Origin of the sequence: Oceanicola sp. 22II-s10i, assembly GCF_002210105.1 — a bacterium.
Taxonomy (GTDB): domain Bacteria; phylum Pseudomonadota; class Alphaproteobacteria; order Rhodobacterales; family Rhodobacteraceae; genus Pseudooceanicola.
Genome location: NZ_AQQU01000004.1, coordinates 56,345 through 68,853, shown reverse-complemented (window position 1 = coordinate 68,853; position 12,509 = coordinate 56,345). Strand labels below are relative to the sequence as shown.

Sequence of the window (12,509 nt, the reverse complement as noted above, 5' to 3'; positions counted from 1 at the left end):
GCCTCGGACTCACGCTAGCAAAGCGGGCGAATCTGCGGCAGTCAGGTATACCTGACCTCGGGCCCCGCCCGGTGTGACGTGCGCGCACCACCCGCGCGATGAAGAACGCCGCGATACCGGATCATCGGACCCAGAAAAGGCAGCGTGGCCGAGACATCGAACTCGACCCCGCCATCCGGCCGGGCGACCTCGCGCGTCGCGCTTTTCGGCCACAGCAGCCGGGGCAGCGGCACGCCCCAGACCCGCAGCCCCGCGATCTCCAGATGCAGCGCACCGCGCCGGATATCGGGCACCATGCGCACACTGAAGGGGCCGAAACTTTCGTCCACCGCTGACCGGTCCGCATCATAGGTCAGCACCGATTCCGTCACGTGCCGCCCGAACTCGCGCCGCCACGTGACCCCGTCGCGCCCTCGGAACATGCTGAGCCGGATCGGCACGTTTTCGTCCGCGTCGGGGAAGCCGCCCAGTTTCAGCAACAGGCCGATCAGCGGTCCGGAACCCCGGCGGATCGCACAGGTGCCCTCCCAGACCCGCGGCCCTGTCCCGCCCTGCCCTGTCGCACTCTGGCCCGTCCCGCCATGAAACGCCCGCAGCACGGGGTCGAGCGTCAGCCCCCGCGCATCCGCAGCCTGCAGGAAAGGGTCCGCCGTCATGCCCATCCCTCCGGGAGGAAACGGGCCCGGACCGTGGCATCGGGGATCATGCAGGTGTCATACCGCCCGAACCACCGATACCGGTTTCTCGCGATCAGGTGGTAGATCGGGTCGGAGATTGCGGGCGGCACGAACCGCAACGGCCCGAGGATCGCCCAAGGCCGGCCGATGGCGCGCATGGCCTGCGCGAAGGCCCGGCCCTTGCGGTTGATTTGCCCGTCCACGATCACGAGGTTCGTCTCGTAATCGCGCGTCGGCAGGCCGAGCGCCTCGTAGATCCGCGTTCCGAGTGGAGACTGTGCGATCACGAAACGGAAGCGTTCCGACCTGTCGTGACGCAACATGAAGCGGAAGAAGCCAGAGCAAAGCACGCATTCGCCGTCGAAGACGATTATGTCCTGACCCGCAAGGCTTGCCCGCAGGTCGGGTGACAGGTCGTCCGTTGTTGCGCCGGTCGGCATATGTGCTGCCTTCAGATTGCTAAGCTGAAGATGGCCCCGACCGATGCGGAAGGAAAGCCGGACGGTTTGTCTCAGTGCCGCGATGCCGCGAAAGCAGCGACAGCTGCACCACATCGAACATATTCGCCGTCTCGTCGGCCACGGCTTTCATTCCTGCTACAAGTCGCGAAAAAGATACGCCCGGCGGAGGGCATCCGCCGGGCGACATCAAAGCAATCTCGCTGGTTCGCAGACCGCTTACTGATCGAGGAACGACCGCAGCTTCCGGCTCCGGCTCGGATGCTTGAGCTTCCGCAGGGCCTTGGCCTCGATCTGGCGGATACGTTCGCGGGTCACGCTGAACTGCTGGCCGACCTCTTCCAGCGTGTGGTCGGTGTTCATGCCGATGCCGAAGCGCATCCGCAGAACCCGTTCCTCGCGCGGGGTGAGGCTGGCCAGAACCCGCGTCGTCGTCTCCTTCAGGTTCTCCTGAATGGCCGAATCGAGCGGCAGGATCGCGTTCTTGTCCTCGATGAAATCGCCGAGTTGCGAGTCTTCCTCGTCCCCGATGGGGGTTTCGAGCGAGATCGGTTCCTTGGCGATCTTCATCACCTTGCGGACCTTCTCGAGCGGCATCTGCAGCTTCTCGGCCAGTTCCTCCGGCGTCGGCTCGCGACCGATCTCATGCAGCATCTGGCGGCCGGTGCGGACCAGCTTGTTGATCGTCTCGATCATGTGGACCGGGATACGGATCGTCCGGGCTTGGTCGGCGATCGACCGGGTGATGGCCTGACGGATCCACCAGGTCGCATATGTCGAGAACTTGTAACCGCGGCGATATTCGAACTTGTCCACGGCCTTCATCAGGCCGATGTTGCCTTCCTGAATGAGATCAAGGAATTGCAGCCCGCGGTTCGTGTATTTCTTGGCGATGGAAATCACGAGACGCAGGTTCGCCTCGACCATTTCCTTCTTGGCCTGCCGCGCTTCCTTCTCGCCCTTCTGGACCTGGGCGACGATGCGGCGGAATTCGCTGATGTCGAGGCCGACATACTGGCCGACCTGCGCCATGTCGGCGCGCAGGTCCTCGACCTTGTCGGCCGAGCGTTCGATGAACATCTGCCAGCCCCGGCCCGATTTCTCGGCCATCCGGTCCAGCCAGTTGGGGTCGAGTTCGCGGCCCCGGTATTCGTCGATGAATTCCTTGCGGTTGATGCGGGCCTGGTCGGCCAGCTTCACCATCGCGCTGTCGATCTGCATGATCCGGCGATTGATGCCGTAGAGCTGGTCGATCAGCGCCTCGATCCGGTTGTTGTGCAGGTGCAGTTCATTCACCAGCAGCACGATCTCGTTCCGGATCTTCTGGTACTTCGCTTCCTGCGCGTCGGAAAAGCTGTTGTCCTCGTTCAGCGTCGCGCTGATCCGGCTGTCCTGCAATTCCGACAGAAGCACGTAGTCGTTCGCGATCCGGTCCAGCGTTTCCAGCACGCGCGGCTTCAGCGCCGCTTCCATGGCCGCGAGGCTCATGTTGGCCTGATCGTCGTCCTCGTCGTCATCGTCACGGGCAATCGGGTTGCCGTCGGCGTCGAGTTCGGGATCGTCGTCCTGCTTGGGCGCGGAGGAGACGTTGGCGGTTTCGACCACCGGCTCCTCGTCATCGAGCTGGCCCGAGAACGTGGTTTCAAGGTCGATGACATCGCGCAGGAGGATGTCTTCGTTCAGAAGTTCCTCGCGCCAGATGGTGATCGCCTGGAAGGTCAGCGGGCTTTCGCAGAGCCCGGCGATCATCGTGTTCCGGCCCGCCTCGATCCGCTTGGCGATGGCGATCTCGCCCTCGCGGCTCAGCAGTTCGACCGAACCCATCTCGCGCAGGTACATCCGCACCGGGTCGTCGGTGCGGTCGAGCTTTTCGTTCCCGGCGGAACCGAGCGCCACTTCGCGGTTCGAGGTCGTCTCGACCACGGCGGTGGATTTGCCCTCCTCCTCCTCGGCCTCTTCGTCCTCGATGATGTTGATGCCCATTTCGGACAGCATCGACATCACGTCCTCGATCTGTTCGGACGACACCTGATCCGGCGGCAGGACCTGGTTGAGCTGGTCATAGGTGATGAAGCCCCGCTCTCGCGCCTCGGCGATCATCTTCTTGACCCGCGCCTGGCTCATGTCGAGCGAGACTTCGTTGTCCTGATCGTCGGTCTGCGGAGTTTCTTCCGTATCCTTGGCGGCCATAAGTTAAGCTCCTGCTCAGGTGCCAGATCCAGCCCGACAGCGAATCACTTCGGGATGACCCGAATCAATAGCGCGATTCGCGGGCTGGGACACCCGTTTACCCGGTTTCCTTTAGACTTTCGTCACCAAGCGCGCCCTATTTGCGCGGCTTGGAGAAGCGAATCGCCCCGAGAAGGCTATCCAGCGCCTCCCGTTCGGCACGATTGATTCGGGCGCCGTTGTCGCCCCGGTCGTATTCCGCCCGGTCTTCGCCGAAGCCCCGGCCGGCACTGTTGCGTGCCTCGACGGCCTGTCCGAGACGCCAGGTCACCGCCTCGTCGGCCACGCCCTGCAGTTCTTCCTCGGCCTCGGCCACCTCGTCTGCCAGCCCCCGCGCCGCCCGCAGCTTGGCGAGTTCCTCGGCCAGACACAGGCGGGCCGCCTCTTCGTCGCCGGGCCGCCGGACCGGGGGGATGAGCGCCACATGGGGGTCGGACATCAGCTGTTCAAGCGCCTCGGCCCCGACCGTGCCGGAAATTTCCGCGCGCAGGTCCTCGGCGCCCTCGCCCGCATGGGCCAGGACGGCGGCCAATACCGTCCGGTGCAACTGGTCGCGGCAGTCCAGCCGCTCCAGCTCGCTCTCGAACTCCGGCAACACGGCGGGGGTGGAAATCAGCGCGGCGAGGATGACCGCCTCGCGCAGATGATCCTCGGCCCCGTCGCCCGCCGTGACGAGGCGAGAGGCGCGGGTCGTTGCAAGAGACGGCAGGATCGGCGGCTGCCCCTTCACGAAAGCCCGCCGCGCCGGGCTGCGGCGTTGGCGGAAGAGCTGCCACTTCAGGTCCTTGAGCGCGTCGTCGTAATGCCGCTTGAGCCCCGGATCGCGGATCGTCCCGGTCCGGTCCGCCAGCGCCTTGTCCAGAGCTGCGCGGCGTTCGGGGCTGTCGAAGGTCTTGCCCTCGGTCTCCTGTCGCCACAGCAGATCGACCAGCGGCAGCGCACTGTCCAGCACCGCCTGCATCGCCCCGGCCCCGTCCGAGCGGATCAGGTCGTCAGGGTCCTTGCCCTCGGGCAGCAGCGCGAAGCGCAGCGAGCGGCCCGCCTCAAGCATCGGCAGGGCGAGGTCGATCACCCGGTAGGCCGCGCGCAGGCCGGCGGTATCCCCGTCGAGGCAGACCACCGGCTCGGGCGCGATGCGCCAGAGGAGGTTCAATTGGTCCGGCGTCACAGCAGTGCCGAGCGGCGCGACCGCGCCACCGAACCCGGCCTCGGAGAGCGCGATGACGTCCATGTAGCCTTCGGCGAGGATCAGCGTCGCGCCCTTGCCTGCCGCTTCGCGCGCGGGGGCGTGGTTGTAGAGCGTGTGGCCCTTGTCGAAGAGCGGTGTCTCGGGCGAGTTGAGATACTTCGCCCGCGCGTTCGGATCCATGGCCCGCCCGCCGAAGGCGATGGCGCGGCCACGTGCGTCGCGGATCGGGAACATGATGCGCCCCCGGAACCGGTCGTAGGGCGCGCCGCCGTCATCGGGTCGCGCACAGATACCGGCCTCGACCACCTGGCCCGCCTCGATCCCCTTGCCGGTCAGCGCCTGGAACGCGCCCTGCCGGGTGTCGGGGGCGAAGCCGATCTCGAACCGCTCGATCGCCGCCGCGTCCAGCCCGCGCCGGGTCAGGTAATCCCGCGCCGCACCCGCCGCCTGCGTGCCCAGCATCATCCGGTAATGGCGGACCGCGGCCTCCATGACATCCACGAGCTGGGTCCGGCGGTCTGCCTTTTCCCTGGCGCGCGGATCGCGGGCGGGCATCGTCATACCGGCCTCGCGGGCGAGGATCTCGATCGCCTCCATGAACTCGACGTTCTCGGTCTCGCGCACGAAGGAGATGATATCGCCCTTCGCGTGGCAGCCGAAGCAGTAGTAGAAGCCCTTGCGGTCATCGACGTGGAAGCTGGCCGACTTTTCCTGGTGGAACGGGCACGGCGCCCACATGTCGCCCTTGGCCTGGTTCGACTTGCGCTGGTCCCACATGACCTTGCGCCCCACCACCTGGCTGAGCGAGGTGCGGCTGCGCAGTTCGTCGAGGAATCCGGGGGGCAGGGCCATTGCGGGAGATTACCGGGATTCGGTGTGCCTGTGCCAGATGGCGCGAGGGGTGTCGGTGAACGGCAGCGAGGGGCCCTGCCCCTCGCACTCCCCGGAGTTTATTCGGCCAGATGAAGCAGGGGACCCTGCGTCTGCGTCAGACCTCGGCGCGGGCGGCCACGGCGCGGGCGGCGGTGGTCAGGTCATGGACCAGCGTCCCCGCCATCGAGCGGAAGGTGAGGACGAGGAAACTTGCGGGGCCGGTGCGGGCGATGATGGCCTGCATGTGGAAGATCTCGCTCCGCGTCGCGGTGCCTTCTGGGAAGGCCGTATCCCGCAGGTCGAGCGGGCAGAGCCGGGCCAGCACAAGCGCCGCGCCGGGACCCTCGATCGTGACCGCGACCCATGCGTCGGACTGGTCGGTCAGCGCCGCCGTCTCGGCCAGCCCTTCGGGCGCGGGGGCGCCGATCAGCATCCAGCGGTTGCGGCCGGTCCAGAGCGCCATGGCATCGCCGCTGCGTGTCAGGCGGTTCGGCGCGGGCAGGTCGCAGCCGGTCGCCTGCTTCAGCAGCGCCGAGGCCTGTGCGACCTCGCCGGTGTGGGGGCTGATCCCGGTCATCATGGCGTGGGCCGGTTCGGACAGGGTCAGTCCGCCGATGGTCACCGGCAGCAGGCCCTTGGCGGGGGAGGTTGCGACAAGCTCAGCCACGGACACGCTCTCCTTCCGGGTCGAAGAAACAGGGCGGGCAGACCTCGCAGATCGTGTCGATCCCGCGCAGATGGTCGACGAAGCGCACGCGCTCACCGTAGCGGTCCGGGCCACCCTTGAGGAAGCCGAGCGCGATGAAATGCCCCAGCGTCGGGGAATAGCCGACCGAGGTGACATAGCCCTCGTCGTTCTCGCGCACCGGCTCCGCATCCTCGGCGAACAGGTGGGCCCCCGCCGTCAGCTGCTTGACCGCGCCGACGGGCTTCAGCCCGACCAGCCGCTCGCGTTCGCTGTCCAGCAGCCCCTCGCGGGTCGCCGCAGCCCGGCCGATGTAGTCCTTCTTGGACGACATCATCCCGGTCATGCCAAGGTCGAAACCGGTTGTCCGCCCGTGCAGCTCGGCATGGGTCAGCAGGCCCTTCTCGAGCCGCATCACGTTCAGCGCCTCCATCCCGTAGGCCCCGCCGCCGAGACCCTCGGCCCGCGCGACCAGCTCGCGGAACAGGCTCTCGCCATAGCGGGCGGGCACCGCGATCTCGTAGGCATGTTCGCCCGAGAAGGAGATCCGGAACAGCCGCGCCGCGACCCCCATGACCGAGACATCGCCGCAGGCCATGAAGGGCCAGGCCGCAGGCTCAAGCGGCGCATCCAGCAGCCCGTCCAGCAACTCGCGCGACTTCGGACCGGCGACCGCGAACTGCGCCCATTGCTCGGTGACCGACACCATCTGCACATCGTATTCCGGCTTCAGCACCTGCGCCACGAACTCCAGATGCCGCATCACCAGCCCCGCCGCGGCGGTGGTCGTCGTCATCAGGTAGTGATCGGGCGCGAGGCACGCGGTCGTGCCGTCGTCCATCACATGCCCGTCCTCGCGCAGCATCATGCCGTAGCGCACGCGCCCCGGCTTCAGCGTCGAGAAGGTGCCGGTGTAGACGAAATCGAGGAACGCCCCCGCATCCGGCCCCTGGATGTCGATCTTGCCCAGCGTCGAGACGTCGGAGACACCGACCGCGTTCCTCACCCAGCCGACCTCGCGGTCGCAGGACTGGCGCCACGTCTCCTCGCCCGGTGCCGGGAAGTAGGAGGGTCGATACCACAGCCCCGCCTCGATCATCGGCGCCCCCATGGCGACGCTGGCGGCATGGCTCGTCGTCTTCCGCTGCGGCGCGAACCCCGCGCCCTGCGCCCCTGCCCCCATGGCCGCGATCGCGACCGGGCTGTAGGGCGGACGGTAGGTCGTCGTCCCGGTCTGCGGGATCCCGCGCCCGGTCGCATCCGCCAGCACCGCCAGCGCGGCGATGTTCGAAGTCTTGCCCTGGTCCGGCGCCATGCCCTGCGTGGTGAACCGCTTCATGTGCTCGACCGAACGGAAGTTCTCCTGCGCGGCGGCCTTCACGTCCTTCACCGTCACATCGTTCTGCAGGTCGAGCCATGCCCGCCCCTTGCCCGGCACATGCCAGACGGGACGCAGGCTGTAGGCCGCATCCTCCGCCTCGGGCATCTCGACCGTGCCGGTCGCAATCCCGAGCGCCTGCAACGCCTCGCCCGCCGCCCGCGCCCCGTCGGCAAGGCACCCGGAGGTCGCGAATATCCCCTTGGCCGCGCCCGCCGGGATCAGCCCCGGCACAGCGCCCGCTGCGGGCACGAAGGACGCGATCCCGTCGTCCCACACGGGCCGTCCGTTAAGATGGCAGGTCAGGTGCACGTTCGGGTTCCAGCCGCCCGACACCGCCAGGCAATCCGCCCCGATCCGCTGTGTCCCGGCGCCGGTCTCGACCCGCACCGCCTCGACCCCCATGCGCCCGGATACGCTCGACACCACCGCGCCCGGATAGAACGGCACCGACAGGTCGCAGCGCGCCTCGGGCCGCGCGTCGATCAGCGCGGCCACATGCACACCCGCCGCCAGCAGGTCCGCCGCCGTCCGGTGCGCGTCGTCGTTGTTGCCGAACACCGCGACCCGCCGCCCCGGCGCCACGCCGTAACGGTTCACATAGGTCCGGACCGCGCTCGCCAGCATCACGCCGGGGCGATCGTTCCGCCCGAAGGCCACCGGCCGCTCGATCGCGCCTGCCGCCAGCACGGCGCGCTTGGCCGCGATCCGCCAGAAGCACTCCAGCGGCAGCCCCTCGGGCCGCCGGTCCAGATGCCCGCCGACCCGCTCGACCGCGCCGAAGGAGCCCTGGTCGTAGACCCCGGTCACCGTCGTCCGCCGCATGACCCGCACGTTCGGCATCGCCTCCAGCCGCGCGACGGTCTCCGCCGCCCAGCCCTGTGCGGACTGCCCGCCGACCTCCATCCGCTCACCGTTCAGCCGCCCGCCCGGCAGCGCATCCTCGTCGGCGAGGATCACGTCCGCCCCGGCCTCCGCCGCCACCAGCGCCGCCATCAGGCCCGCAGGCCCCGCGCCGATCACCAGCAGGTCGCAATGGGCATAAGCCTTCTCGTAGAGATCGCCGTTGTGTTCCCCGGACAGCGATCCCATCCCCGCCGCCCGCCGGATCGCGGGCTCATAGACCTTTTCCCAGAATTTCTTGGGCCACATGAAGGTCTTGTAGTAGAACCCCGCGCCCAGGAACGGCGCGAAGAGGTCGTTCACCTCCATCACGTCCCACTGCGCCGAGGGCCAGCAGTTCTGCGCCCGCGCCTCCAGCCCCTCGTGAATCTCGACCATCGTCGCCCGCGCGTTCGGCTCCTGCCCCGCGCCGCGCCCGAGCGTCACCAGCGCGTTCGGCTCCTCGCTGCCTGCGCTGAAGATGCCGCGCGGACGGTGATACTTGAACGACCGCCCGACCACGCGGATGCCGTTGGCCATCAGCGCCGAGGCGAGCGTGTCGCCCCGGAACCCCGAATACACATGTCCGTCGAACCGGAACGAAACCGGCGCGTCCCGGTCGATCAGACCGCCCTGCCCCAGCCTCATGACCGCCCCCCGGCGGCCAGCCGCACACCATGGATCTCGTGTGTCACCGTATCCCGCTCGACCACCAGCCACGCCGTGCAGCCGGTCTCATGATACCACAGCTCCCGCGACCGCCCCGCCGGGTTCTCGCGCAGGTGCAGGTAATCGTCCCACTCCGCCGACCAGTCGGTCCCGACCGGTCGCGACAGCGCTGTCCCGCCATAGTAGAACTCCCGCCGGTCCCGCTCTCCGCACATCGGACAGTTGATCCTCACGCCGCGATCCCCCGCTTCATCTGGCCCGCAAAACTCCCCCCGGAGGGCCGCTCTCCGCCCATGCCTCGGTCAGGTCTCATCTCAAAGGCCCCTGCTTCATCTTGCCAAAAATATGCGCCCCGCAGGGCCGCTCTCCACCCGACACTCAGTGCAGGTTGTGCTGCGCCCCGGTGCCTTCCTCGTCCATCAGCCCGACGCCGGTGCGGAACCGGTCCAGCCGGTATTTCGCCGCCGGCGCGTGGTGGTTGCCGGTCGCGATCAGATGCGCGAAGCTGAACCCCGATCCCGGCACCGCCTTGAACCCGCCGTAGCACCAGCCGCAGTCGATGAAGAGCCCCTCGGTGTCCGTCCTGTCGATGATGGGCGAGCCGTCGGGCGTCATGTCCATGATCCCGCCCCAGGACCGCAGCACCTTGGCCTTGCCGATCATCGGCATGAGCGTCATTGCCGCCTCCATCACGTGCTCGGCCATCGGCAGGTTGCCGCGCTGCGCATAGCTCGGGTAGAAATCCAGATCGCCGCCGAAGACCAGCCCGCCCTTGTCGGACTGGCTGATATAGAAGTGCCCCATGCCGAAGCTGACGACATGGTCGATCACCGGCTTCAGCCCCTCGGTGACGAAGGCCTGCAGGATGTGGCTCTCGATCGGCAGCCGCATGCCCGCCATCGCCGCCACCTGCCCGGACCGGCCCGCGACCACGATCGCCACCTTCTTGGCCCGGATCGCCCCGCGCGTCGTCTGCACGCCCCGGACCTTGCCGTTCTCGATGTCGATCCCCGTGACCTCGCAGTTCTGAATCAGGTCCACACCGCGATCCGACGCGCCCCGCGCATAGCCCCAGGCGACAGCATCGTGCCGCGCCGTGCCGCCGCGCGGATGCAGCAGACCGCCGAAGACCGGGAAGCGGATGTTGTCGAAATCGAGATAGGGCAGATGCTCGCGCACCCCGTTCCGGTCCAGCAGCACCGCGTCGTCGCCCTGGTTGATCATCGCGTTGCCGCGCCGGGCAAAGGCGTCGCGCTGGCCGTCCGAGTGGAACAGGTTGATGAGACCCCGCTGCGAATGCATCACGTTGTAGTTGAGGTCTTCTTCCAGCCCCTCCCAGAGCTTCAGCGAATGGGAATAGAACTCCGAGTTGCCGGGCAGGAAGTAGTTCGCCCGCACGATGGTCGTGTTCCGCCCCACGTTCCCGCCGCCCAGATAGCCCTTTTCCAGCACCGCGACATTGGTCAGCCCGTGTTCCTTGGCAAGGTAATAGGCCGTCGACAGCCCGTGACCGCCGCCGCCGATGACCACGATGTCATATTCGGACTTTGGCTCGGGATCCCGCCAGTGGGCGGTCCAGCCCCGGTTCCCGGTCAGACCTTCGTGCAGCACCCGCAGGCCGGAAAAACGCATCTCGATCCTCATTCCCTTGGGGAAATTATGATTCCATACAGGAATCAACATCACCTCACTGGAGTGAAGCAAGTCGCGGCCAGAATGTCCATGCAGGACGCCCGCGGCTGACAGCTTCGCGACATCGGGCGGCGGGTTTTCGACCACTGTGCCGGACGGTCACGCCGCCGTCGCGGCGACAGGCCGCAGGTCTGCCGCTCGGATCACTCGGCCGCGGCGGGCACCCCGTCGCCGGCGGCCGCAGCAGCGGCGCGCGCGGCCAGCGCCTCGCGGATGTTGACGTGGCGCACGTAGAGCGCCGCGATCAGGCCCAGCACGCAGGCGATCACCATCAGGACCGGCGTCATCACGAGACCGTTCGCCTCGGTCACCAGAGCGCCGGTGATCGTCGTGGTCACGGCCCCCATTCCCACGATCAGCGCCGACGACAGACCCGAGGCGCTGCCGGCCAGATGCGGCCGGACCGAGACCGACCCGGCATTCGCATTGGGCGAGGTCAGCCCGTTGCCGAGGCCGGACAGGATCATCGCGCCGAAGAACAGCGGAACCGAGACATAGCCCGCCGCGATGAACAGCGTCGGAATGCCGATCCCCACGATCGCGAATGTCCGCCCGGTGATCATCATCGTCGTCAGCGGGTAGCGCCGCGACACCCGGCTCGAGATGCCCGAACCGATCATGAAGCCCAGCGTGATCGATCCCATCCACATCCCCAGTTCAGCCGTCCCCATGCCGAAGGCGGCGGGCGCGATCAGCGGGGCGGCGGTCACGAAGATATGGAAGGTCGAGACCGAGAAGGCCGCGCAGAAGGCATAGCCCCAGAACCGGCGCGACTTCAGCAGCTCCGGATACTCCCGGAACTGTGCCCCGAAACTGGCCGAGCGCTTGTGATGCGTCTCGCCCGCGTCGAAATAGCACAGCAGGAACAGGAACGCCCCGCCCGCCGCATAGGCAAAGAAGTTGGCCCGCCAGCCGAAGACGCTGTCGAGGAAGCCGCCGATCATCGGCCCCATCATCGGGGCGACCGCCATCAGGGTCGAGATCAGCGCGAGCTTGGACGCGCTTTCGCGCTCGTCGAACTGGTCCCGGATCGCGGCGCGGCTCAGCGCCATGCCGGTCGCCGTGGCCGACTGCATCATCCGCCCTACGATGAACCATGTGAACGAGGTCGTCGTCGCGCAGATCATCGAGGCGACGAAAAAGACGAACATCCCGACCAGCACGACGGGGCGCCGCCCGTAACGGTCCGAAATCGGCCCCACCACGATCTGCGTCAGTGCCGTCATCGCAAGGTAACCGCCGATCGCCAGCGACATGACGCTGTAATCCACCTCGAAATACTCGGCCATGTGACCGAGCGAGGGGAGGAACATATTCATCGTCAGGACCGACGTGGCGGTCAGGAAGACAAGCGTCGTGATATGCGGGGGAGTTTGGGCGGCGCGAAAGGCCATGGGAACCATGAATCGAATGGGCTTTCGCAGCAGTATAGCGCAATGGATGACGACGTCATCCTTTTACCTGCCGGTCAGCCGGCAATTCAGCCATGCGTATCGCGCATGCCTGCCATTATTCGTCCTCGGGCGCCTCGCGTCCGACGCCCTTGAACACCGCCTTGAACGGCAGCGCCCAGACGATCCCCAGCAGGACATAGACCAGCAGCTCCACCAGGATCGAAGGCCGGTCCAGCCAGTTCACCACCGACACGGCCACCACGATGTAAAGCGGCAGGCCGACCAGCAGGATCACCAGCGCCCACCTCCGCCTCGCCTTGTGAGATAGCGCCATGGTGTCCTCTTCATCTTGCCAGAAATATGCCGGGGGGTGCGGGGGGCTG

At 67.3% G+C, this 12,509-nt stretch carries 10 protein-coding genes; all 10 read right to left on the bottom strand.

The window, feature by feature from the left end:
- Positions 1-41: 41 nt before the first annotated feature.
- The 10 genes from ATO6_RS12090 to ATO6_RS12045 all read right to left on the bottom strand — a co-directional run bounded on the left by ATO6_RS12090 (position 42) and on the right by ATO6_RS12045 (position 12,460).
- Positions 42-656, bottom strand: coding sequence for a DUF4166 domain-containing protein (locus tag ATO6_RS12090; RefSeq protein WP_176440909.1), 615 nt, complete (start codon positions 654-656; stop codon positions 42-44).
- Positions 653-1,117 (bottom strand): thiol-disulfide oxidoreductase DCC family protein, encoded by a 465-nt coding sequence (locus ATO6_RS12085; RefSeq protein WP_088624274.1) that lies wholly within the window; start codon positions 1,115-1,117, stop codon positions 653-655. The genes ATO6_RS12090 and ATO6_RS12085 overlap by 4 nt, the downstream gene beginning before the upstream one ends.
- 237 nt (positions 1,118-1,354) lie before the next feature.
- A complete protein-coding gene (gene rpoD, locus ATO6_RS12080; protein WP_088624273.1) occupies positions 1,355-3,325 on the bottom strand; it encodes an RNA polymerase sigma factor RpoD in 1,971 nt (656 codons plus the stop codon).
- 136 nt (positions 3,326-3,461) lie between these two features.
- A complete protein-coding gene (gene dnaG, locus ATO6_RS12075; protein ID WP_088624272.1) occupies positions 3,462-5,405 on the bottom strand; it encodes a DNA primase in 1,944 nt (647 codons plus the stop codon).
- 136 nt (positions 5,406-5,541) lie between these two features.
- Entirely contained in the window at positions 5,542-6,093 is a 552-nt protein-coding gene (locus ATO6_RS12070; RefSeq protein WP_088624271.1) for a sarcosine oxidase subunit gamma, read from the bottom strand.
- Positions 6,086-9,019, bottom strand: coding sequence for a sarcosine oxidase subunit alpha family protein (locus tag ATO6_RS12065; protein WP_088624270.1), 2,934 nt, complete (start codon positions 9,017-9,019; stop codon positions 6,086-6,088). Before ATO6_RS12065 ends, ATO6_RS12070 begins: the two co-directional genes overlap by 8 nt.
- Positions 9,016-9,273, bottom strand: a complete 258-nt coding sequence (locus ATO6_RS12060) for a sarcosine oxidase subunit delta (RefSeq protein WP_088624269.1) — start codon at positions 9,271-9,273, stop codon at positions 9,016-9,018. Before ATO6_RS12060 ends, ATO6_RS12065 begins: the two co-directional genes overlap by 4 nt.
- 145 nt (positions 9,274-9,418) lie before the next feature.
- Entirely contained in the window at positions 9,419-10,672 is a 1,254-nt protein-coding gene (locus ATO6_RS12055) for a sarcosine oxidase subunit beta family protein (protein ID WP_088624268.1), read from the bottom strand.
- Positions 10,673-10,875: 203 nt separating this feature from the next.
- Complete coding sequence (locus tag ATO6_RS12050) at positions 10,876-12,126, bottom strand: multidrug effflux MFS transporter (RefSeq protein WP_088624267.1); 1,251 nt, start codon at positions 12,124-12,126, stop codon at positions 10,876-10,878.
- A 115-nt stretch (positions 12,127-12,241) separates the two neighbouring features.
- On the bottom strand, positions 12,242-12,460 hold the full coding sequence (locus tag ATO6_RS12045) for a DUF2842 domain-containing protein (protein WP_088624266.1): 219 nt from the start codon (positions 12,458-12,460) through the stop codon (positions 12,242-12,244).
- Between the last annotated feature and the right edge of the window lie 49 nt (positions 12,461-12,509).

Bases quoted from the DNA above. Each gene is read 5' to 3' on its own strand.
- ATO6_RS12090 (WP_176440909.1), bottom strand. From the start codon at position 656: ATGACGGCGGACCCTTTCCTGCAGGCTGCGGATGCGCGGGGGCTGACG.
- ATO6_RS12085 (WP_088624274.1), bottom strand. From the start codon at position 1,117: ATGCCGACCGGCGCAACAACGGACGACCTGTCACCCGACCTGCGGGCA.
- rpoD (WP_088624273.1), bottom strand. From the start codon at position 3,325: ATGGCCGCCAAGGATACGGAAGAAACTCCGCAGACCGACGATCAGGAC.
- dnaG (WP_088624272.1), bottom strand. From the start codon at position 5,405: ATGGCCCTGCCCCCCGGATTCCTCGACGAACTGCGCAGCCGCACCTCG.
- ATO6_RS12065 (WP_088624270.1), bottom strand. From the start codon at position 9,019: ATGAGGCTGGGGCAGGGCGGTCTGATCGACCGGGACGCGCCGGTTTCG.
- ATO6_RS12055 (WP_088624268.1), bottom strand. From the start codon at position 10,672: ATGCGTTTTTCCGGCCTGCGGGTGCTGCACGAAGGTCTGACCGGGAAC.
- ATO6_RS12050 (WP_088624267.1), bottom strand. From the start codon at position 12,126: ATGGCCTTTCGCGCCGCCCAAACTCCCCCGCATATCACGACGCTTGTC.
- ATO6_RS12045 (WP_088624266.1), bottom strand. From the start codon at position 12,460: ATGGCGCTATCTCACAAGGCGAGGCGGAGGTGGGCGCTGGTGATCCTG.